The following is a 22938-nucleotide window of genomic DNA, read 5'->3' on the forward strand; positions in this document are numbered from 1 at the left end:
TACTAAAAAGTCAAGATTGATCTGCTATGAAAAATCCCGTATCTTGTGTTGAAAATAAACTTTAACTACTAAGTCTTGTGTTTATCCCTCAAATATCGTGGCATGTTTTTTGCTCGGTTCAAACGGTCTATGAACATAACAAAAGTGACAATGGAGCTATGCTGGCATGAGCGTAATTACTTCGACTCCCGGTCAAATTCAGGTGATTAAGCGCACTGGAGATGTTGCTGCATTTGATGCAGAGAAAATTTCAGTTGCGATTGGTAAAGCTTTTCTTGCTGTGGAAGGTCAACAGAGTTCGGATTCTAGCCGTATTCATGACCGTATTACCCAGTTGACGGAAATGGTCTTAAATACTTTTACTCGCCGTTTACCATCGGGCGGTACAATCCATATTGAAGAAATTCAAGATCAAGTAGAACTTGCTTTAATGCGTACTGGGGAACAAAAGGTTGCCCGCGCTTATGTGATTTACCGTGAACAACGTGCTAGCGCTCGTCAGCAAACGAACTCAAACCACCACCCTACTTTACAAGTTACCGACACAAACGGTCAGCTTCAGCCACTTGATTTAAGTGCATTGCAAGCAACTGTTTCTAAGGCGGCTGAAGGCTTGGAAGGTATTGACGTTCAAGCCATTGTCGATGAAACCGTTAAAAACTTATATAACGGCGTAAAAGAAAGTGATATTGCCACTACAATGATGATGGCAACACGTACCCGTATTGAACAAGAACCAAACTACACTTACGTGACTGCACGTTTGCTTTGTAACGAATTAGTGAGCACTGGTTTAACGTTCTTAGGCTTATCAACAGACACACCAGAAAACAATGCACTTGAAGCATTCTTGAAAAAAGGTGTTGAGCTTGATTTGCTTTCACCTGACTTGCTTGACTTCGACTTAGAAAAATTATCAGCAGCAATTCAGCCAGAACGTTCTAATCAGTTTACCTATTTAGGTTTGCAGACTTTATTTGACCGTTACTTCATTCACTCAAACGGCGTTCGCTTCGAATTACCACAATTATTCTTCATGCGTGTGTCGATGGGTCTTGCACTCAATGAGCAAGATAAAGAAGAGCGTGCAATTGAGTTCTATAACTTATTGTCTAGCTTCGACTACATGGCTTCTACGCCTACCCTGTTTAACTCAGGTACATTACGTCCACAGCTTTCAAGTTGTTACTTAACAACAATTGGCGATGACCTTTATGACATTTATGGCGCAATGCGTGACAACGCAATGCTTTCTAAATGGGCTGGCGGTTTAGGTAATGACTGGACGCCTGTTCGTGCCTTGAACTCTTATATTAAAGGTACTAACGGTAAGTCTCAGGGTGTTGTTCCATTCTTGAAAGTTGCGAACGATACAGCTGTTGCAGTAAACCAAGGTGGTAAGCGTAAAGGTGCTGTGTGTGCATACCTAGAAACTTGGCACTTAGACATCGAAGAGTTCTTAGAGCTTCGTAAAAACACGGGTGATGACCGTCGCCGTACTCACGACATGAACACTGCGAACTGGGTTCCAGACTTGTTTATGCAACGTGTATTTGAAGATGGTGAATGGACATTATTTACCCCTTCTGAAACTCCAGACTTGCACGACTTAACTGGTGCTGAATTTGCTGAGCGTTATGCTTACTATGAGTCTGTAGCGAAAGAAACTAACATGCTACACAAGAAAGTACGTGCTAAAGACTTATGGCGCAAAATGCTTTCTATGTTGTTTGAAACTGGTCACCCATGGATCACATTCAAAGATGTATGTAACTTACGTTCACCACAACAACACGTTGGTGTAGTTCACTCATCTAACTTATGTACTGAAATTACCTTGAACACAAATCAAGATGAAATTGCAGTATGTAACTTGGGTTCGATCAACCTTGTACAACACGTTCAAGGTGGTGTGTTAGACCGTGAGAAGTTAGCTCGCACTATTAAAACAGCAGTACGTATGCTCGATAACGTGATCGACATTAACTACTACGCTGTACCACAAGCGAAAAACTCGAACTTGAAACACCGCCCTGTCGGTATGGGTATCATGGGCTTCCAAGATGCTCTATATGAAATGGGTATTGCTTACGGTTCAGACGCTGCTGTTGATTTTGCAGATGAATCAATGGAAGTGATTAGCTACTACGCGATTGAAACTTCAAGCAACTTGGCTGTTGAACGTGGTGCTTACTCAACATTCAAAGGTTCATTGTGGGATCAAGGCATCCTTCCAATCGATTCTTTAGAAATTGTTGCGAAATCTCGTCCAGAGCGCATGTTCGAAGTTGACCGTACTCAACGTTTAGACTGGGACACTTTACGTGCCAAAGTTCAAAAAGACGGTATGCGTAACTCAAACGTGATGGCGATTGCTCCAACTGCAACCATCTCTAACATTTGTGGTGTTTCTCAATCTATTGAGCCAACATTCCAAAACTTATATGTGAAATCTAACTTGTCTGGTGAGTTCACTGTTATTAACCCATACCTTGTTCGTGCATTAAAAGAACGTGGTCTTTGGGACACAGTAATGGTTAACGACCTTAAACACTTTGAAGGTTCAGTACAAAAAATTGCTCGTATTCCTGAAGAATTAAAAGCAATCTTTGCTACTGCGTTTGAAGTAGATACACGTTGGATCGTTGATGCTGCATCACGCCGTCAAAAATGGATTGATCAAGCTCAGTCGCTTAACCTTTACATCTCTGGTGCAAATGGTAAGAAACTTGACATCACTTATAAGATGGCATGGTTACGTGGTCTTAAGACGACTTATTACCTCCGAGCTTTAGGTGCAACTTCTGCTGAAAAATCTACAATCAACACAGGTGCTTTAAACGCAGTTAAACCTGCGACTGTTGAAGCAGCGGCAGTTGCTGCCCCTGTTGTAGAAGCGAAGAAGCCAGAAGCAGCAGTTGAAGAGGAAGGCTTTACTCAAGCAGCTCCAGTACCAATGGCTTGTTCAATCGACAACCCTGATTGTGAAGCTTGCCAGTAATCACTGATTAGACAACTTATCCGTAGAGATCACTTATCACTAAGTGATCTCATAAATAGTCGATTTGGCTATCGAGGATGTTGTACAGTCAGTAGATAGTCAAATCATCACTTGAATGATGATTATGATAGACATTACAAGTATTTTTATCGGGTTAATAGTCGCGTTGATTACGATGGTAAGTTATAAGATCTGTGTAAATTTTACGAATATTGGAAATCGTAATAACTCCAATAATACGAAAAATATTTACAACATCACTAATAACCATTATCACAACGATAAATTCGATAAATAAAAAGAAGGCTAAGATTATGTCCAATTTAAGTCATAACTATGAGTTAGGAGTATTTGTACTAGTCTTAGCCTTTTTATTTTTTTATATTCCAATGATTTATGCATTTTTAAAAATACGTAAGCAGCAACGTAAGCAAAACAAATAGTTTTAAAATTAATGAATTATTTCTTTTGGTTATGGATAAGAAATTACTCTTTAAATATCCAAAATGAGAAAGGGAAACACCGCGTCAACGATGCTTCCCTTTTCCCAAAAGACATAAGGTTATCTTTTGGGCGATGACTATTCTTTCGAAACAGCTAGGGAATATTCTGAACTAGTTTAAAGCCATCGTCAAATTAACCATTATTAATGGCTCAAACTTTAGGAGTGTTCTTATGAGCAAATCAACTGACAGAATGGTATATAAACGTGGTAACGAATGGGTGAATAAAGCTAATGGCAATAGTCGTGCTTCTTCAACCCATACAACACAACGTGATGCTATTGATTCTGCAAGAACTATGTTGAAAAACTCTGGTGGTGGTGAATTAACTATTAAAGGGGTTAATCAACTTATCAGAGAGAAAAATACTATTCCAAACGGAAATGATCCTAGGAATATTAAAGGGTAATTTATTCCCTCAAATTAAACAAAATTCCTTATTACCTCGACCTAGATCGGGGTAATAAAGGCTATCAAATAAAAACATAAATTGATGATTTTTTTACATTTTTTATTGCATTCAAAAACAATTATATAATCCTTAATATGCTCAAAATTCATCTATTCGTCCTTAAAACAGCTATCAAAATTATCATTTGATAACTACAATAGTACTCAACTTATTAAGAACTAAATTCGCCCACTGAATTTCTGAACAATATTGGCAATATTTGTTTCATAAGTTTCTCCTAATTGGGCGTATAAATTTTGAGAGAATTGATATGTCTATACTTAGTTGGGACGATTTTGAAGATGATTCGCAAAAACCGACTACACCTGAACACAAGTCTGCGCCCGTCCAATCGGAAAAAGCGTCAGATTCGCAGAATGTATCTACTGCGCAGCCATCATCGCCGAGCATGGCAGCTCCACAATCCGCTGGAACCCATTCCGTGCGACCAACAGTTGCCTCCGATACAGTGGCTAGAGCCGCTCAAGCCTTAGAACATTTAGACGTTGCCCCTGGCCTTGAAGAGCTAGAAATGGGTGCTCAACGTGTTCAAGTTGACGACAAGGCAATGATTAACTGTCGTGCCGATTTGAACCAACTTGTACCATTTAAATATGAGTGGGCTTGGCAGAAATATCTTGACGGGTGTGCAAACCACTGGATGCCTCAAGAAGTTAACATGAACCATGACATCGCGCTTTGGAAGTCTGAAAATGGCTTAACTGAAGACGAACGTACTATTGTTATGCGTTCTTTAGGTTTCTTCTCGACTGCGGACTCTTTGGTTGCAAACAACTTAGTATTGGCGATTTACCGTCACATTACTAACCCTGAATGCCGTCAATACATCTTGCGTCAAGCATTTGAAGAAGCAATTCACACTCACGCTTACCAATACTGTATCGAATCTTTAGGTATGGACGAAGGCGAAGTCTTCAACATGTACCGTGAAGTTCCATCTGTTGCACGTAAAGCAGCTTGGGGCTTGAAATATACTCAATCTTTAACTGATCCTAATTTCCACACAGGCACACCTGAAAACGACCAGCGTTTACTTCGTAACCTGATCGCATTCTACTGTGTACTTGAAGGGATCTTCTTCTACTGTGGCTTTACTCAAATTTTGAGTATGGGTCGTCGTAACAAGATGAACGGTGTTGCTGAGCAATTCCAATACATCTTGCGTGATGAATCTATGCACTTGAACTTTGGTATCGACATGATTAACCAAATCAAGATTGAGAACCCTCACCTTTGGACTGCTGAGTTCCAACAAGAAGTGGTTCAAATGATTGTTGAAGGTACGATGCTTGAAATCGAATATGCACGTGACACGATGCCACGCGGTGTATTGGGTATGAACGCAAGCATGATGGAAGAATATTTGAAATTCATCTGTAACCGTCGTTTATCTCAGTTAGGTTTACCAGAACAATTTGCTGGTGTAACGAATCCATTTGCGTGGATGTCTGAGATGATGGACTTACGTAAAGAGAAGAACTTCTTCGAAACTCGCGTAACTGACTACCAAACTGGTGGTGCGTTAAGCTGGTAAGTTTAAGTATCTACTAAATAAAAAAACCGCTATCTATAGCGGTTTTTTTATTACTCAAAATGTCATAAATTCTTAAATAGAATCAACCTTTTCCAGAGTACAGAACTGAACCAACTAAAACGGCTTGGCCTGCAATACTGACGTGTAATATTGAATCTGTTTTCTCAACTGTCACTAGAACTCGCCCCGGTTTTTCTATTGCGAAGCCTTGATATCCCCAATAAGTTACTTTCTGATCACATTCGATTAAATCGTGATGAACAAGGTACGCTCCCGCTGGACCATTTGCATTACCAGTTACAGGATCTTCATTAATACCGATTGCAGGGGCGAACATTCGGCCATAGGTAATAGGTTCTTGCTTACTACCCTCCAAGACAAATGGGAAAAAACCATTGCAGCCTATTTCAGCACTAATAGCTTTCAGTTTTTCATTATTCGGAGTTAATCCATCAAGCGTACCTCTGCTCAGCATGGGCACCATCACCTTGGAATGCCCCGTCGTAACAACTTGTATTGGTAAGTCAGCAAAATCATTCATACTTACACCCAATGCGCTTGCGAGTTCAGTCCGTTGACTCTCATTAAAAGGTGATAAAAACTCTACGCGACCTTGAGTCATTTTCACCAATAACGCTTCTGGACTTCCAAATATTGAAACGGGTAAATGACCAGCCCCCGTTTTTGCGATTAATGGATAGTCTGATTGGTGGCCAGTAGTTGCACGTAAAAAATGAGTAGCGATCGTCGCATGTCCACAGATCGGGACTTCATGTGTAGGGGTAAAATATCGAACATGTATGTCATGGCTTTGATCTTTAGGTGACAAAACAAAGGCAGTTTCCGAATAGCCTGCGAATGCAGCAATATCTTGCATCTCTTGAGTCGTAAGATGGTCCGCATCTAGAACAACCCCTGCTCGATTTCCTGTATTTGGTTTGGTGGTAAACGCATCAACTACATAAATGGTCGTCATGGCAGAACTCCTCTGTTGTTAACATTGTGATCTCAGAAATAGCTCCTGCCATAACCAGAAAATCTTATTTAATTGCAACGACACATGCCTTAGCTCAAAAAGGTTTATAGTCGCCTCATATAATGAGTTTTGATTCTTTGTACTAGTTATTTGAATTGTATAAATCTAAACATCGGGGATACTATAGTTTTTATTGCAAACGCATTTTCTAAATATGGAAAGGTATGAACTGGGACGATACTAAAATTTTGTTAGCTATTGGACGAACTGGCGGGTTGAGCCGCAGTGCAAAATTGCTTGGTATTAGTGTTTCTACCGTACATCGCAGAGCTGTTGAACTAGAGAAAAGTCTCAATGCGATTCTTTTTTCTCGAGACAGTGATGGCTATACACTCACCCACGTTGGAAAACATTTTTTTGCTTTGGCTGAAAAAGCAGAAGAGCATTTAATAGCGATGGAACGTTACAACGATCAAGGGCAGCAATCATTGTTCCGCATTGCTTTACCTGAGTTAATCGGGCAACAGTTGCTTCAGTCAAAGCTAACAGCATTGCAGTTGAAGCATCCAGATTTACAATTAGAGATGTCAACGAGTGTCGTTCCTGTTGATTTTTCCCGACGGGAAGCTGACATTATTCTTCGACTTGTTCGACCAGAAAGCGGGCGTTACATTATTCGACGTCTTGGCCAACTGGAGTACGGGCTTTATTGTAGTAAAGATTATCTCACCAGTTCCACAGAACATGCTGAAACGGCTAATGATTTACTGAATCATCGTATAATCGGTTGGGACCGAAGCATTCAATATACGTTCTTAGCACAATGGATGCGTGAACTCACCCAAAATGCAGCCCCAGCTTTGTCTTTTGATAACATGCACTCTCAACTACGAGCAGTCATTGAAGGACAAGGAGTCACAGCCCTGCCTTGTTTTGTTGCAAAGGGTTCGGGTTTAGTACCCATACTACCTGAGCAAACTTTAAAACAAGAAGTGTGGTTAATGCGTCATTTAGATACTAAGGATAGTGACTATTCAGCGTTGATTAGCGAAACGATTGAAAAAGAACTACAAAAATATCTGTTGTGATAAGAATTAGCTTTTATCCTAATTTTGAATTTAAAAAAAGAAATTTTAAGTTAAACCGAGTTATGTCTCACTCAAGTTGTACAGAGTGATTTTTAGTCAAAATAATTGACCAAAACTATCAAATCTGCTCATAAAAAATCTGACTTGTGTCAAAATCGGAATTTTGCTTTTTTTGTAGTGGATAAAAATTCTTAACACTCTAATTTTAAAATCTTTTTTATATGGTCTCAGATAATACCCATTATGTTAAATAGAGAGATTTTATGAGAGTTTTCGAATATTATTGCTTCTAAAATAGAACCTTTAGAAGACAAAGATACTGAAATGTTAGATTTATTTACTAATACTAATTCAAAAAAAGATTTCTTTTCGAACGGATTAATGCAAGAAATTCAGAAGGACATGGATATTTATATAGCGTCTGCTTTTTTTACAGAAGTTGATGTAATTGATGAGTTAATTAAAAACAATTGTCGTATTCGAATTATTGTTAGACTAGGTTTTCCAACGTCTCCTCTCGCATTAAAACATCTTCTAAAACATAAAAATATTGAAGCTAGATTTTATACAAGTCATGAGTTTCATCCTAAATTGTATATCTGGGGGGATAAGAAAATTTTTGTTGGATCAGCCAATTTAACAAAAGCTGCATTACTTAGAAATCAAGAAATCATGATAGGTATCTTACCTGATGACTTGCGGTTTGAAGAATTAACTTACTTATTTTTAGGGTATTGGCAAGAAGCAAAGGTATTAACACTAGAAGAAGTAGAAAAGTATGAAAAAGTTTATAAAAGCTATAAAGATAAGCTAGATGCTATAAATGATTTTGATGATGAGGTTCAAAAAGTCTTAGGTGATCATAATTTTCCTAATATTCAGCGATATGAAGTAAAACAATCTAGTTCAGAACTATTTTTCGATAATTTCTTAAAAACTTATCAAGAATCAGTTCATGCTTATAACTTCATTGAGGACGAATATAAAAAGAAAGGTCGGAAAGTTAATAGTGAACTTATACCATTGCGCTTAGAAATTGATTCATTCTTTAGTTTTGTTCGAGAAAGTCATGCAGTTCATGAGACATGGAGAGATCAAGATCTTGGTTGGAATGATAATAATAGAATGATATTAAATAATTTAATTGATGAATGGATGAATATTGATTGGGCTCATTTTGAACAAAGGATCGTTAAGCAGAACTATCCATTTATAAATAGCATTCTTGGAAGTGTAGATTCTATTAATGAAGCGACAGCTAGTGAAATTGTAGATGCTCTTTGTGTAACACATTCTTTTCATGACCGGCTACGATTTTTTAAAGGTGGTTTAGATACATTAAAAGAAGCATTTCTTAATCAGAACGAACTAAGCAAAGTAAAAAATACGTTAGCTTATTTATTACATGATCAAAAAAATCCTATAGGAAAACGTATAGCAAATTGTATTTATAATCCTAACTTTAAATTAAATGAATTTGGTCAATCAAATGTACAAGAATTGATCGGATGGATAAATAATGAAAATATGCCTGTTATAAACGGTCGAACTACAAAGGTTTTACGTTATTTTGGCTTTGATGTGAGACAGGTCAATTAATTTAGATTTAATAACTTTTCTAAAATTAACATAATACACCTTATGCAAAAGGCCCAATTTGTGGGTCTTTTGATCCTCTACTTAACATAAATCTCTTATGCAAACTCAAAAAATTGAGCCTTAAGTTACTATATTTTTTGAAAATTTCGCATGACTCTCATTATGTTAAATGGGGGAATTTATGTAATCAAAAATTATTTTTTTAGTTATAAATATAAATTTTCCAAATAGAGTTTTAATTATATAATTATAAAAAAATTAATGTCTTAGGGGGAATTATGTCAAAGGCAATGAAATGGATTGGGAGAAATTTAAGCCTAGGTGGTCTTGTACGTCATGCTGGTAATGGTCTAGGTACTGTTACTAACGTTACTGTACAAGGTGTGGGTATGGTGGCAAGTGCATTATCTGATGATCCTAAAACAAAAAAAAGTATAAAAGATGCTTGTTCAAATGTAGGTAAAACACTTGATTCTAGTATTACAAAAGGTAGTGCTGTAGCAGGCCAAGGTATTGATTATGGCGTGCAAAAGGCTAGTGTTGGAATTGGCTATGCAAGCGGTGGTGCCGCAAAGTTACTTGGGGCATCTGAAGAAAATGTAATACTTGCCAAAAAAGTAGGAACAGTCGTGGGAGCTGTTAGCATCGGTGTTGTAGCTGGTGGTGGAGTAGCTGATGCAGCAATTGCTATTGGAGCTGCTTCAGGTACTGCTGGAGCAGCAGCAACAACTAGTGGATTAGCAGCGCTTGGTGGTGGGTCAATAGCTGCTGGTGGTGGTGGAATGGCTGTAGGACAGGCAGTAGTAAATGCTATTGTTGCAACAGGTGGTGTATCTGGTGCAGCAACAGTAAAAGAAAATAACTGATTTTAGAAATAGATATAGTCTGAGTTTATGTAAGTTTTTCTAAAATCAACATAATATAGCTTATGCAAAATGTAATTTTTTATCTGATATAAATCATAGTTTTACTTTTTAAAAAAGCCCAACTCATAGTGCTTGGGCTTTTTTTATTTTTCTACAAATAATATTTTAAAGAGAAATTAATTAAATCTGGAAATTTCAAAATTCAATTTATATGTTAGAAAATTTATTAAACAGGCTTCTCTAATTCTTTCTTTAAATAGATCTTGAAACCAAAAATTTGTTAAAAAATTACCCGCAGAGATGAAGAATGTTTAAAATTCTTCTATAACCTTGGCTTATGTCCGCTGGCTCAGATTCAAATAACCAAACACAGCTTTTTCAACTCGCTGTTGTAAATGGTTTAAATCACTTTCCCCTGCTATGCCTGCCGCGTTAATCATACCCTTGCTTAAAGCAATTACATCTTGTGCGGCTATCTGTGAATGTGAAATACCAGAATGTATAAACAGAACAGAAATTATGGTTTCAAGTTCATGTTGAAGCTCATTTTCCTCAGTGTCTTTACCAATGATTTCAGAAGCAAACTCTAGAGTTCGTGCCAACTGCGGACGGCTCAATTGATGTTGCACCGCAGCATGTATGATGAGTTTTAGTTTATCTTTTAAGTCTGCGGCATCACTTTGCTGTATGACTTCAACGATATGATTTGAAAGTTTGGCGCGTTCACGTCGAATTAGCTCGACGATTAAAGCATCTTTAGAAGGAAAGTATTGATATAGGCTACCAATGCTTACGCCAGCAAGTTCAGCCACGATATTTGTGTTAAATCCAGCAAAGCCTAAAGACTCCAAAATGCGAGCAGCCGCCTCTAAAATAGCTTCAAAGGTAGCCACTGAGCGTGCTTGACGCGGGCGTTTGCGTGGGTCTGGAAGTGCTTCTGACATAAGCCGAAATGCGAGTATTTAATGTGAGTAATCACTCATATACTGACTGAGTCATATTGATATGACAAGCAAATGCTGTCTTTTCAGTTGAGCTACAACTCGCCTCAGTCATGGAGTGGTTATGCCTAGAACCTATACTTTTTTTATTCATTTAAGAGCTTTGCCTGCTTGGTTGGCTTTAACTCGTGAAAAGCGGGCTAAGTTTAGTGCACAGAAGCTTGAGCCTATTTTTGCGAAGTACCCAACTGTAAAAGTTCGGTGGTATGACGTTGAAGCGTTTAGCACTAAAGCCAGTGATATTGCTGTGTTTGAGACCACATCTTTGCAAGATTATTATTTTGTGATTGATGCGATTCGAGACTCTGAGTTTTGTACAGTGCCCTACTTTGAGTTTGTAGAGATTATTCCTGCGATTGAAGATGGATATGTAGAGTATGAAAGTTCTTTGTAATTTTTTTAATCTAGTTAATTACATACAATCAGTAGATATTAATTCATACTAATCAATGGAAATTTTAAATTTATAAATTTCGCAAAAACAAAAATTAATTAATTTTATAATTTACAAGAATAAATATTTACCAAATAAATAAGACCATTACTTAAATAGTAATGGCCTTATTATGAATAAATTATTTTATTTAAACCAGTGCGAAATCCATATTATAATATCATTAAAGACTTTAGTAATATCATTAAAGACTTTAGTAATAGCATCCCAAGCCATTTTTATCCATTCAACAATATTTTTAATAATACCAACAATATAGTCAACTATCTTAGTCAATAAATCATTAATAAGCTCATTAATTTTTTGTGCTGCAACGAGGATAAGATTTTGAGCTGCTGGAAAATCGTTACCGATCTTTTCTGCTTCATCAAACATTTTATCTATATTATCACTTGCTTTCTTCTTAGCATCCTCTCTAATTTTATTCAGTTCATCTTTAAATTTTGAGTGTAAACTATCAGAATTATCACTGTCTTTCAGCTCTTTAGCAGATTTTTTTAATTTTTCTTCGATAGTTGATGCAGTATTAGTAGCCAAAACCTTTGCTTGATTTCGTAAATCATTCAATTTACTTTGAACAGGATTATCTGCTAATTCACTATCATCAGCGACAAGATACTTATTCGTTGCCTCCATTAAATCTAAAGAATCCTCAACCAAATTAGGATAATATGGTATTGCTACACCAGTATTAATATTATTTTGGTAGTGATCACGCATTTCCTTTAGAACATCTACGAAGTTTGTCATATATTATTCCTATAATACTTTTTAATAATTAGTAAGATATTTATTATGATTAGTATAAAATACTCTTTTCATCACAATATGCAAGAGATTAACATAGTAAACCTATAAGTAAATATCCCATTCCACGTCAATTACAAATAAAAAACAATAAAATTATTATCAAATTAAAATTAAAAGCCATGCAAACATAATTACAAAAACAGTTTAAGTAACACTTTTTTGATTAGCAATTTTAAATATTTAAATAATCTAAACAGTTTTATTAATATTTTAATGTAGCAACCAACTCAAAATACTCATAAATATAGTTTTCATTATTTTCCTCTTTTTAAAATGGGTTCATCTAGTAACTCATTTAATACCCCCCTCCCCCAAAACCTCTCCAACACCACATTTCTTTCATCCAAACTGTTAGAGCTTAAAACCTGTAGCATCAAGCCATCAATTAGGTTTAAAACCATGTTGGCATCGGGTTTGGATTTGTTGGTTTCCAGACTAAAGACCAAATCAAAAATTTCTTTTAGTAGCCATTTTCGATATTCAACTGCTATGCGGTAAGCCCGTGGATAAAGCAGTTTTAATTCAAAAATCGCTTTAAACAAAAGATGGTAAAGGCTATTCACATCCACATGTAAACGGACAATTTCTTTAAGTTTATCGGCTGCAGTTGGGTAGCGATGTGAATAGACAATTGCCAGAACTTCTTCTTTAAGTCGGCTTTTTTGAAAGATTAAACACATTTCAACAAGTCGTTCTTTCGAGTGAAAGTAGTTATAAAACGTGGCTTTTTGAATTTTGGATTTTTTAATAATCAGGTCTACGCCTGCATTGTGAAATCCATACGTCGTAAAGAGTTGGATGGCGGTTTGAACAACCTGTAATTTTTTGGAAGATATTTCTAAAGTTGGCATAGTTTTACCGTTATAAATTCTTGTTGTTTCTAAATGAGATAAAAAGCCTGTGCCCTTTCTGGGAGAAAAAAAGACACAGCAAAGCCGTAAGACGGTGCTTGGCACATCTCAAGTTTTGTTTTGCTAAGTTTTAAGTAAAAATGACTAAAGCCTGAAAACCTAATGGCGTTCAAGCTGCTGTAAATTTTTAAGCTGTGTCGTTATAGCTTTTGGCGCTCAAGGCCAAGAAATAATGGATGTGCATAGCCAACTCCTGATTTTGGGAGTTCTGCCAAAGCATTCATTTGGAATTATGGTGGCAGAACGAGCAAGGGTTAGCAGACTGATAGTAAGAAATCAGCACACCCGAAGGTGTCCCTCACTCGTCCTACCGCGACGAGCGAGGGACGATTGATACACATGAGACTACTCCTCAGAAGGAATAATCTGATGCTCTTACTATGCGGTCTGCTAAAACCGGCTGGCAATGTGACCAGCACGCAAAGCATAATCTGAGAGTTTAGAGGTGTCAATGTAGCTTTTATGACAAGCAATTAAATTTCTTATTGTTTTTCATTAGATTAACTTAATTATTATTTTAGATATTATATTTAATTGTATTTATTTATTTTTTAAAAAGAGTCAGATTCGGTAAGCTAAACCACATGAATTTTACTTTTTGATTTGGAATATTTTTTAGAACTTTACGAGAACATAAATGATAAGACTATCTTCAAAGTCCATTTTAATATTAACAACTGGGTGTTTGTTAAATGGCTGTAGCCAAGGCCCTCTTCCATTAGAAGTTACGCTACATCAAGATTATGTATGTGCCTTTACCAATAACCCTAAAAAAACAAATTATTCTTTTGATAAGAAATTTTTGATTTTTATGGGGAAAGTGGACTACCAAAACGGATTTAAAAGTTCTTATGAGAAAGAATATTTAAATGCCCCTCTGCCTATAGAAGAAAAAGATTGTGTAAAAATTCCTCTAAAAGAATTTGAAAAGAATGTGGTTTATGACATTACTTTAGATATATACAAAACTTTTGATACACGTATTTGTGTAGTAGAACATAACAATAAGCTAGAAATCCGAGAGCCTGAACCCGGTGAAACAACTTGTAAATAGGATTGTTCCTAGGTCCTCATTTCGCTATTTCAGAAACAACAAAACAAGTGGGTTTAGACAATCTCGGTCTGTCCCACTTGGTGATAAGCACGGTTGAAATAAACCAAACTTTGGTCATGTTGGCTTTGTTTAATCGCTACGATCGGGCATATAAAAATCGTGTGTGTGCCGACTTGTTGAATTTGCTCAATCTCACAATCGAAACTTACCAAAGCATCATCTAACACAGGTGAACCCGTTTCTAACTCAATCCATGTGCCATGTTTAAAGCGCTCTTCTGGTGTGAGCTTAGATGAAAATGCTTTTGAAATATGTTCGTGGTGTGCGCCTAACACATTCACCGTTAAAATTTTGTTATCTAGGAAATGTGCATGCGAACTCGCAGATTGGTTCATACACACCAATAATGTCGGAGGTGTGTCGGTCACACTACAAACAGCAGAGGCAGTAAATCCAAAACGGCCAGACATGCCTGCCGTAGTCACAACACTAACTGCACTTGTGAGTAAAGACATTGCATTTCTAAAGTCTGTTGCTTGAACCATGACATTATTCCTAAATTGAACCGTACCTTGTCCTGTGTGTTTGCTATACCGCCCAACTCCATCAGGAAGGTACTATCGACATGCGATCTGATTAGAGCGACATGTAGTAAGTAAAATGAGGGTTACTTGTTTGATTATCAACTGCCATCAAAAAAGTAACCCTTTATACCACTTATTGGTAAATATTAAGCAGTAAGATCATAACCAGTCAGTTCTCGGCGAACGATTTCTGCACCTGCACTTAAAGCATTTAACTTGCCGCGTGCCACTTCACGAGAAAGAGGTGCCATACCGCAGTTTGTGCAAGGATAAAGCTTGTCAGCATCTACAAACTGAAGCGCTTTACGTAGTGTGTTAGCCACTTCTTCTGGTGTTTCAATCTGGTTAGATGCAACATCAATTGCACCGACCATTACTTTTTTACCGCGAATGAGTTCGAGTAAATCGATAGGCACATGTGAGTTGTGACATTCTAACGAGATGATATCAATGTTAGACGTTTGAAGTTTCGGGAAAGCTTCTTCGTATTGACGCCATTCTGAACCAAGTGTCTTTTTCCAGTCAGTGTTGGCTTTAATGCCGTAACCATAGCAAATGTGCACCGCAGTTTCACATTTTAGACCTTCAATTGCACGCTCTAAAGTCGCGATGCCCCAGTCATTTACTTCGTCAAAGAATACGTTAAATGCAGGTTCGTCAAACTGAATAATGTCTACACCAGCAGCTTCTAACTCACGCGCTTCTTGGTTCAAGATTTTGGCAAATTCCCAAGCAAGTTTTTCACGGCTCTTGTAGTGACCATCGTAAAGCGTATCAATCATGGTCATTGGGCCAGGTAATGCCCACTTAATTGGTTGATTGGTTTGCTGACGTAAAAACTTCGCATCTTCAACAAACACAGGCTTTTGACGAGACACCGCACCTACAACAGATGGTACGCTTGCATCGTAACGGTCACGAATACGAACTGTTTCGCGCTTCTCAAAATCTACGCCATTTAAGTGTTCAATAAACGTGGTCACAAAGTGTTGGCGAGTTTGTTCGCCATCGCTCACAATGTCGATGCCAGCAAGTTGTTGTTCATGCAAAGCCAAACGTAACGCGTCTTTTTTACCTTCGGCTAAGCCTTCGTTTTCAAGTTTCCAAGGCGACCAAAGCTTTTCAGGTTCTGCAAGCCAAGACGGTTTTGGTAAGCTGCCAGCAGTTGAAGTTGGTAATAATTTTTTCATGATCAATAACCCGTATGTTGATTAATTAGTAGCGTAATTAGCAGACCACTGCTCAAGAATCGCTTGGTATGGTTTGATAAATTGCTCTTCAACAAACTTCCCCTGCTCAATAGCCAGACGGCTACGTTCTTCACGGTCATACACAATTCGAGTAAGTGAATAATCTTCGTGTTTCAAGCTTGGTTGATAAGATTTTCCAGCTACTGAATTTGCGTTGTAAATTTCAGGACGGTAAATCTTTTGGAATGTTTCCATCGTACTAATGGTACTAATCAACTCAAGGTTGGTGTAATCACTCAACAAATCGCCTGTAAAATAGAACGCTAACGGCGCAACGCTATTTGGCGGCATGAAGTAGCGAACTTTTAAGCCCATTTTTTGGAAATATTCATCAGTGAGTGAATAGTCTTCTTGCTTGTATTCAACACCTAAAACAGGATGTTCATTTTCAGTACGGTGGTACTCTTTAGTCGTCGAAACGCTTAAGCAAATCACAGGCGCCTTTTTAAAGTTGGCTTTGTAAGTTTCAGAGTTAATAAAGCTCTTAAACAAGTTACCGTGCAATTCACCAAACTTTTCTGGCGTGCTAAACGTAGACTTGTTTTTGTTATGATCTAACAACAGCACACTAAAGTCATAGTCACGTACATAAGACGAGAAGTTGTTGCCTACAATACCTTCGATGCGTTCATTGGTTTTCTTATCAACAATATTGGTTTTCAATATTTCAATTAAAGGAAGCCCGCTGGTACGGTTTTCGGCATCAATATTCATTTCAACTGAAATGATTTCAAGTTCAACGCCATAGCGGTCGCCTTTAGGGTTGTCCCAATGAGCTAAGGCATTGAAACGATTGTCGATCATCTGCAATGTATTGCGCAAATTCTCTTCGCGGCTCATCCCTCTTGCTAAGTTAGCAAAGTTGGTTGTAATACGTGTATTGTCTGCTGGACGATAGTTCTCATCGAAACAAATACTCTTAATCGTAAATGTAAATTCTTTACTCATTGTGATCAGTACCCTAATTTCTGAGATAAAACCTAAATAAAAACTTTTTGCTCTTTTTAAACTTTCCAGACTTGTCAGATTTGTGCCTTATGGTCTTATCAAAAGTGAATGACTGGAACGCTTCAGAGCATGAATAGATTTATACCGCAATCACAACATGAATAAAAATGATTTAGTCTCATTACAAACTGAGTGAAATTCATGTTTAGAGTTTAATAAATAAGTATGAAGTTAAATATTTTTCATCTTAGAGAATTTTAGACATCAGAAATTCAAGATACGGCGCTCACACGGCACCTTAATCATTTCAAATATTTATTATTAGTTTCAAAAGCTTAAAAAGAAAAATTCAATTTAAAAAGAATCAACCTAAAGTAATGTGTGCTGAGTTTCATTCATCTCTGCTTTTAGCCATTCTAAAAATATGGTTTTGCGTGAATCTTCCTCAAAAGCGCTATGAGAAAGTAAAAAATAGGCTGAGTTATCTTGCACAACAGGTGAAATTTTTTTCAGTAAGTTCCACTCAAGCTCTTTTTCAATCATATAAATTGAGATGACTGTTGCGCCAAGTCCCGCTAAACAGCCTTCTAAACATAGATAAAAATGTTCGAGTTCAACTTTAGCGTAGCCTTTTAAACTCTGCTTTAACTCAGTAATGCGACTCATGCTTTTGAAAAAATTGGGTCTAGAGGTCGAGATGAGTACGTCGTTTGCTTCCGATGGCTTAGTTGCTTGAACTAGAGCGATATATTCATCGGCAATCTTTTCGCTATAAATATGCTCTCCCCAATCAAAGTCATTTCTGCGAATTGCGATATCAATATTATCTTTTTCAAAGTCGACCACGCCGCCTGCTGTGAGTAGCACAACCTCAAAATCATGACCAAGCTTTTTAAATTTTGATAACCGAGGAATGAGCCATTTCATGGAAAGAGTCGGCTCGCACGACAAGACCAGTTGTTTGTTGTGAGTTTTAGGCTGGCTGAGTTCTATTAAACATTCATCGAGTTGACCAAAAACTTGATGGCAACAACTCAATAAAATTTCGCCCTGCTCGGTCATCACAAGTGTTTTGTTTTTTCGCTCGAATAAAGCCGTATTTAAAGCTTCTTCTAAATTATAAATCTGTTTACTGACCGCACTTTGCGTCACAAATAATTTCTTTGCAGCTAAAGTCACGCTGCCATACTTCGCCACAAAATAGAAAAATTTTAATGAATTCAGCGATATTCTTTCAATCATTCTAAAAACTCATAGATGTGTAGTCATTTTTATCGATTTTTATTTTTAGGTTTCTGTTCAAAATAAAAATCATCTTTATTAAGCCCCATTTTAGATGATGAAAAACATATTGAATATCGATATCTATCCTCCAAAATGTAAAGCCTTAATCTTTCTCATGAAAAGAATAACAGCTTTAAGCAAAACAGTTCTCCTCTCAAATACATTCCAAAAAGTACTGATCAACCCCCTCATTTTCAGTGAGGGTGCAAGATAATGGCAGAGTTTATTGCGGTTATTCTCATTACGATTTTGGCGGTGGTTAGCCCCGGAGCTGACTTCGCGATCGTTACGAAAAATAGTTACTTGTACGGCAGAAAAATAGGCGTTTTGACTTCACTTGGAATATCGCTTGGGGTGTTGGTGCATGTGACCTATACATTAATTGCTGTTACGTTTGTGATGACTTATACGCCACAAATTTTGAATATTGTTAAGTATATTGGCGCACTTTATCTGATCTATATTGGCTATAAAACTTTTACTCAAAAACCAGTTTTAGACACTGCGGCTTTAACTTCTATAGGTACTTTGCAAGCCATAAAATACGGCTTTTTTACCAACGCCCTGAACCCTAAAACCACGCTATTTGTGATTAGCACCTATACGCAAATTGTGAGCTTAACCACGCCTAAAACCATTCTTTTGGCTTATGGCTTTTTTATGTCTTTTGCCCATTTTGTATGGTTTTCACTGGTGGCGGTGTTGTTCTCATCCATGCTGTTAAGGCAAAAAATGTTAGCCAAGCAAGTACAGATTAATAAGGTGATTGGTTCAATTTTATGTGTATTAGGTGTGATTTTGCTTTTTACTCAGTTTCAGTAGAGCCGTTTAATTTTTAATAATCTTTAGGGTGAATTTATAATTAATGGACTGAGTGTTTTGTACAGAACTCAGTCCTTTTGAGTGAGATAAAAAGCTATGCTTTAACTTTTTGACTCAGATAAATCATTTAGGTTCCAACGGTTTGCTCTTTTAAAGGTTCCGACATCGTTAAACCGCACCCCCATATCACGCATGACTTTATGGGCAACTGGTGCCGTCATTTGTCGAATGTAGAATGGTTCTTTCACCACAAAATGATGGATGGCATGCGTCGAACCAAAGTTAAAGCAAAAGAGTTGGAACGGCATCATCCACCACGGCTTTAATACTTGAGTTTGTTGAATGACATTACCCAGTTCGACATCACCATAGTAATGCATATTACTAGTCACAAAGTGCAAGCAGAAGGTACGCAGCACATTCGGTGCAACCCAAACAACAGTCAAAATATTAACCACATGCATAATATTTAAAGTGGTAGCTGACCAAGCAATCGGTGCATTCGCCCAACTTGAAACAGTATCTACTGCATGAAAACCTAAAAAGATATACCACAGCGACCAGTGAATAATCCCTAGCGGGAAATAAGCCATAAATGCACGTTTAAAAATTACTTTTCTAACCGCCCAATTGCTTGCAGAAATAATACGAAACAAGACCGCCAAGCCGTTATCACCAATCGCGATGAGTCGACGTATGCTCCACTGCTCTCCATTGGTTAAAGCTCTTTCTTCTAAATCAACTTCGGTGCCTGAGTTTTTATGATGGTTAAAATGCAGCTCACGACGTTTCCACGGGTTAATGGTACTTGGTCGAGCTAACCAGACTAAGCCCATCATTAAATGATGTGCCCATGGTTTCTTTCTAAAATACATCCAGTGAATCAGGTCATGCTCTAACTCATGGGTGAGCGATGCAAAAAAAGCAATAATTGGAATTGCAAACCAAGCTGAAAGTTGATGATTTATATAGAGCACGGCAGTCGCTATCATGCCGACCAAAGATATAAATAGAATCATCGCCCCAATGGCATTTTGATGGTTCAAAATAGGGTGGCGTTTGCGTAAAGCCACGCCTTCTGCTGTTACTACTTTTTTAATATGTTCGGTTTTTTCGCTATCGGTCATTCCGGCAGGATTTTTATAAATATAGGTCATCCGTTATTCCTCAGTTTTTCATGCCCCTACTTTATTTAGATCACCCTAAGTGTGCTTAGCTCGAAACGCCAATCTATTGGCTATGGATGCCAAAATAAAAAGATTCAAAACAAACAAAAGATTTTTTAGTTTTGAATCTTTTATACTGTTCATAGGAATATGAATCACAAGTTATAGGACATAACATGCCACAGACAGCAACGGCACTGGCTAGCTGGGTGAAAGCGATTCAAAAAGCGCTCGAAAAAGCTGGTGTTGATAGTCAACCTTTATTAGAACAAGCAGGTTTAGATATTCAGGCTCTGAGTAATCCTGATGCACGATATTCATTAAAACAAACAGCAAATTTATGGAAATTAGCAGTTCAGAAAACTCAAGATTCATGTTTTGGCCTTAAAGTTGCCAGCCAAGTCAATCAAAATACTTTTCATGTCTTAGGGCATTCACTGATTACCAGCACCACTCTAAAAGAGATGTTTCTAAGAATTATTCGTTATTTTCGTGTGGTTACGGATATTCCAGAGCTAGAGTTTTATGGGCAAGGAAATAATCATTATTTCGTTATTCATGTTCCCGACGAAGTTCAGCCCGAATCAATAGATGCATTTATTTCCGTTTTTATTCGTTCAAGTCGTGCTTTACAAGGCTCTGTTTTTTCACCCTTACGCATTGAACTTAGACGTTCAGAACCTGAAGATTTAGAAACATTCCAGAGTATTTTAAAAGCTCCGATTGTTTTTAATGCACCCAAAGATATGATTGTGTTTGATACGGCAACCATAGAACAACCACTCGAAGGTGCAAATCCGACTCTCACCCAAGAATATGATGAAATTATTAATCGTTATCTGGCACGGTTCGATAAAGAAAATATATTGGCACGTGTGAAAGTAAAATTAATCGAAAAATTATCTACAGGTGATTTTCAACAACAAGACGTTGCGAAAAGTCTGGGCTTAAGCATACGAAGCCTGCAACGCAAACTTTCTGCCGAAAACACCTCTTATAGTGAATTACTCGATCAGACTAGGCATGAACTCGCCTTATCGTATATTAAAAACTCAAGCCATAATATTACTGAGATTGCTTATATTCTTGGCTTTAACGATGTCAGTAGTTTTACCCGCGCGTTTCGCCGCTGGACCGATTTATCACCTATCCATTATCGAGAAAAATATCTGGCTTGCTCTTAACTTTTAAAAACTTAGATAAAAAAGATGCATGTGAATGCATCTTTTTTTATGAGTAACTTACTTTTTAGTAAGCAGTTCTAGCATCGAAACTGTAGTGACTTTAGCACCCACTGGCAAAGCTTTTAAGTCAACAATGTAGTTTGGACTATGTGGAATATAAGGCACAGGTTTGCCTTGTTTGACTGCATTTGCAAACACAACTGGGTCTGCCACACCAATAAACATAAAGTTAAACGGAATGTCTTTTTGGTCGCCTAATAAATGGTGAACATCTTCTGACCCCATAACCGCAGGATACTCAGTTAGAACATGTTTATCGCCTAATAATGCTTTTAAAGGCCCATTTAAACGTGCCGAAAATTCTTTATTGTTAATTACAGGTGTGCTTGAACCTTTAAAAGTAAAGGTCGGCATTTGGTCTTTACCCATCCCCTGCATTTGAGACGCGCCTTCACTCATAGACTTAATGTTATTTAACATAGTTTCACGCACTTTAGGATCAAACCAGCGCAAGTTCATTTTGACCAATGCTGTAGAAGGAATCACGTTATTCGAATTTCCAGCCTGAATTGAGCCTATCGATAATACTGCCGCTTGCTGCGGATCAACTGCGTTACCCATAATGGTTTGATATTGATTTACTGCATTGGCCGCCATGCTAATTGGGTTTTTGGTGAGCATTGGTAGTGAACCATGCCCACCCACACCTTTAAATAAAACATCAAGCTGATCGGTTCCCGCCATACGTGGCCCCGGTGCATTGATGACCACGCCCACAGGTGCAGGTGTGGTATGCACTGCAAAGAAATAATCAGGTTTTGGCAAGTTATATTTTGTCCATAAGCCATCGGTCACCATAGCTTTTGCACCTGTGATCGGCTCTTCGGCAGGTTGCGCGACTAAAATAATAGTTCCGCTCCATTCCTTTTTTAAAGCGACTAATGTTTTTGCCATGCTGAGCATCCATGTCACATGTGCATCATGACCGCACATATGTGCTACAGGTGTTTCAGTTCCATCATCAAGTTTTACACGCACTTTACTCGCGTATGGTAAACCAGTCGCTTCTTCAACAGTGTTGGCATCCATATCGGCACGGTACATGACTGTTGGCCCTTCACCATTTTTTAAAATGCCGACTACGCCTGTTTTGGCTATTCCCGTTTTAACGTCAAAACCCAGTGACTTAAGTTCTTTGGCAACAATTGCTGAAGTACGCGTTTCCATAAACCCAAGTTCAGGGTGTTCATGAATGTCTTTATAGACCTTATTTAACCACTCTGTTTGCCTATCAATAATGGTTAACGCTTTTTGCGAAACCGCCGGCAAAGTTGTTGGACTTGCTTCCGCATGAAGGAGAGTTCCATAACCTGCAATGAAAGTCGATAATCCTAAAAACAGGCTGTTTTTAATGATTTTATTCATGTAATT

21 protein-coding genes are annotated in these 22938 nt (G+C 37.6%); 11 read left to right on the forward strand and 10 right to left on the reverse strand.

What is annotated here, in order from left to right; genetic code table 11:
- Positions 1 to 166: 166 nt before the first annotated feature.
- The 4 genes from AW165_RS13995 to AW165_RS14005 all read left to right on the forward strand — a co-directional run bounded on the left by AW165_RS13995 (position 167) and on the right by AW165_RS14005 (position 5510).
- A complete protein-coding gene (locus AW165_RS13995; protein ID WP_005071099.1) occupies positions 167 to 3001 on the forward strand; it encodes a ribonucleoside-diphosphate reductase subunit alpha in 2835 nt (944 codons plus the stop codon).
- Between the two features lie 314 nt (positions 3002 to 3315).
- The gene (locus tag AW165_RS20155) at positions 3316 to 3444 is read left to right on the forward strand and encodes a preprotein translocase subunit YajC (protein ID WP_075383816.1); all 129 of its coding nucleotides are present in this window, start codon (positions 3316 to 3318) and stop codon (positions 3442 to 3444) included.
- Between the two features lie 232 nt (positions 3445 to 3676).
- Positions 3677 to 3913, forward strand: a complete 237-nt coding sequence (locus AW165_RS14000; RefSeq protein WP_060466158.1) for a DUF2188 domain-containing protein — start codon at positions 3677 to 3679, stop codon at positions 3911 to 3913.
- 313 nt (positions 3914 to 4226) lie between these two features.
- Entirely contained in the window at positions 4227 to 5510 is a 1284-nt protein-coding gene (locus AW165_RS14005) for a ribonucleotide-diphosphate reductase subunit beta (RefSeq protein ID WP_057106871.1), read from the forward strand.
- Between the two features lie 82 nt (positions 5511 to 5592).
- On the opposite strand, the gene AW165_RS14010 is transcribed toward AW165_RS14005, so the two are convergent.
- Positions 5593 to 6486 carry a PhzF family isomerase gene (locus tag AW165_RS14010; protein ID WP_060466159.1) on the reverse strand — a complete coding sequence of 298 codons (894 nt, stop codon included), beginning with the start codon at positions 6484 to 6486 and terminating at the stop codon, positions 5593 to 5595.
- A 224-nt stretch (positions 6487 to 6710) separates the two neighbouring features.
- On the opposite strand from AW165_RS14010, the gene AW165_RS14015 reads away from it, so the two are divergent.
- The 3 genes from AW165_RS14015 (at position 6711) to AW165_RS14025 (ending at position 10039) form a co-directional block, all read left to right on the forward strand.
- Positions 6711 to 7574: a LysR family transcriptional regulator gene (locus tag AW165_RS14015; RefSeq protein ID WP_060466160.1), complete on the forward strand. Its 864-nt coding sequence runs from the start codon at positions 6711 to 6713 to the stop codon at positions 7572 to 7574.
- A 324-nt stretch (positions 7575 to 7898) separates the two neighbouring features.
- Complete coding sequence (locus AW165_RS14020; protein ID WP_060466161.1) at positions 7899 to 9173, forward strand: phospholipase D family protein; 1275 nt, start codon at positions 7899 to 7901, stop codon at positions 9171 to 9173.
- A gap of 278 nt (positions 9174 to 9451) precedes the next feature.
- Positions 9452 to 10039: a hypothetical protein gene (locus AW165_RS14025; RefSeq protein WP_060466162.1), complete on the forward strand. Its 588-nt coding sequence runs from the start codon at positions 9452 to 9454 to the stop codon at positions 10037 to 10039.
- Positions 10040 to 10374: 335 nt separating this feature from the next.
- Here AW165_RS14025 and AW165_RS14030 read toward each other — a convergent pair whose 3' ends face one another.
- Positions 10375 to 10983, reverse strand: coding sequence for a TetR/AcrR family transcriptional regulator (locus tag AW165_RS14030; RefSeq protein WP_060466163.1), 609 nt, complete (start codon positions 10981 to 10983; stop codon positions 10375 to 10377).
- A gap of 121 nt (positions 10984 to 11104) precedes the next feature.
- On the opposite strand from AW165_RS14030, the gene AW165_RS14035 reads away from it, so the two are divergent.
- Positions 11105 to 11434 carry a darcynin family protein gene (locus tag AW165_RS14035; protein WP_060466164.1) on the forward strand — a complete coding sequence of 110 codons (330 nt, stop codon included), beginning with the start codon at positions 11105 to 11107 and terminating at the stop codon, positions 11432 to 11434.
- Positions 11435 to 11620: 186 nt separating this feature from the next.
- Here the strand turns inward: AW165_RS14035 and AW165_RS14040 are convergent, their stop codons facing one another.
- Positions 11621 to 12244, reverse strand: coding sequence for a hypothetical protein (locus AW165_RS14040; RefSeq protein WP_060466165.1), 624 nt, complete (start codon positions 12242 to 12244; stop codon positions 11621 to 11623).
- Between the two features lie 314 nt (positions 12245 to 12558).
- Positions 12559 to 13155: a TetR/AcrR family transcriptional regulator gene (locus tag AW165_RS14045; protein WP_060466166.1), complete on the reverse strand. Its 597-nt coding sequence runs from the start codon at positions 13153 to 13155 to the stop codon at positions 12559 to 12561.
- Positions 13156 to 13852: 697 nt separating this feature from the next.
- On the opposite strand from AW165_RS14045, the gene AW165_RS20305 reads away from it, so the two are divergent.
- The gene (locus AW165_RS20305; protein ID WP_060466167.1) at positions 13853 to 14269 is read left to right on the forward strand and encodes an NF045616 family extracytoplasmic (lipo)protein; all 417 of its coding nucleotides are present in this window, start codon (positions 13853 to 13855) and stop codon (positions 14267 to 14269) included.
- A 53-nt stretch (positions 14270 to 14322) separates the two neighbouring features.
- On the opposite strand, the gene AW165_RS14055 is transcribed toward AW165_RS20305, so the two are convergent.
- The 4 genes from AW165_RS14055 to AW165_RS14070 form a co-directional block, all read right to left on the reverse strand.
- Entirely contained in the window at positions 14323 to 14814 is a 492-nt protein-coding gene (locus AW165_RS14055) for a flavin reductase (RefSeq protein ID WP_032055233.1), read from the reverse strand.
- Positions 14815 to 14999: 185 nt separating this feature from the next.
- On the reverse strand, positions 15000 to 16043 hold the full coding sequence (locus tag AW165_RS14060; RefSeq protein ID WP_017400049.1) for a methionine synthase: 1044 nt from the start codon (positions 16041 to 16043) through the stop codon (positions 15000 to 15002).
- 21 nt (positions 16044 to 16064) lie between these two features.
- Complete coding sequence (locus AW165_RS14065; protein ID WP_060466168.1) at positions 16065 to 17051, reverse strand: DUF1852 domain-containing protein; 987 nt, start codon at positions 17049 to 17051, stop codon at positions 16065 to 16067.
- 369 nt (positions 17052 to 17420) lie between these two features.
- Entirely contained in the window at positions 17421 to 18293 is an 873-nt protein-coding gene (locus AW165_RS14070; protein WP_060466169.1) for a LysR family transcriptional regulator, read from the reverse strand.
- Between the two features lie 255 nt (positions 18294 to 18548).
- Here AW165_RS14070 and AW165_RS14075 point away from each other — a divergent pair, with 255 nt between their 5' ends.
- On the forward strand, positions 18549 to 19157 hold the full coding sequence (locus AW165_RS14075; protein ID WP_060466170.1) for a LysE family translocator: 609 nt from the start codon (positions 18549 to 18551) through the stop codon (positions 19155 to 19157).
- Between the two features lie 101 nt (positions 19158 to 19258).
- On the opposite strand, the gene AW165_RS14080 is transcribed toward AW165_RS14075, so the two are convergent.
- Positions 19259 to 20284: a fatty acid desaturase gene (locus AW165_RS14080; RefSeq protein WP_081410670.1), complete on the reverse strand. Its 1026-nt coding sequence runs from the start codon at positions 20282 to 20284 to the stop codon at positions 19259 to 19261.
- Positions 20285 to 20499: 215 nt separating this feature from the next.
- Here AW165_RS14080 and AW165_RS14085 point away from each other — a divergent pair, with 215 nt between their 5' ends.
- Positions 20500 to 21507 carry an AraC family transcriptional regulator gene (locus AW165_RS14085; protein ID WP_060466172.1) on the forward strand — a complete coding sequence of 336 codons (1008 nt, stop codon included), beginning with the start codon at positions 20500 to 20502 and terminating at the stop codon, positions 21505 to 21507.
- A gap of 57 nt (positions 21508 to 21564) precedes the next feature.
- On the opposite strand, the gene AW165_RS14090 is transcribed toward AW165_RS14085, so the two are convergent.
- A complete protein-coding gene (locus tag AW165_RS14090; RefSeq protein WP_060466173.1) occupies positions 21565 to 22932 on the reverse strand; it encodes an amidohydrolase in 1368 nt (455 codons plus the stop codon).
- Between the last annotated feature and the right edge of the window lie 6 nt (positions 22933 to 22938).

Source organism: Acinetobacter sp. LMB-5, assembly GCF_001541635.1.
GTDB lineage: Bacteria > Pseudomonadota > Gammaproteobacteria > Pseudomonadales > Moraxellaceae > Acinetobacter > Acinetobacter pittii.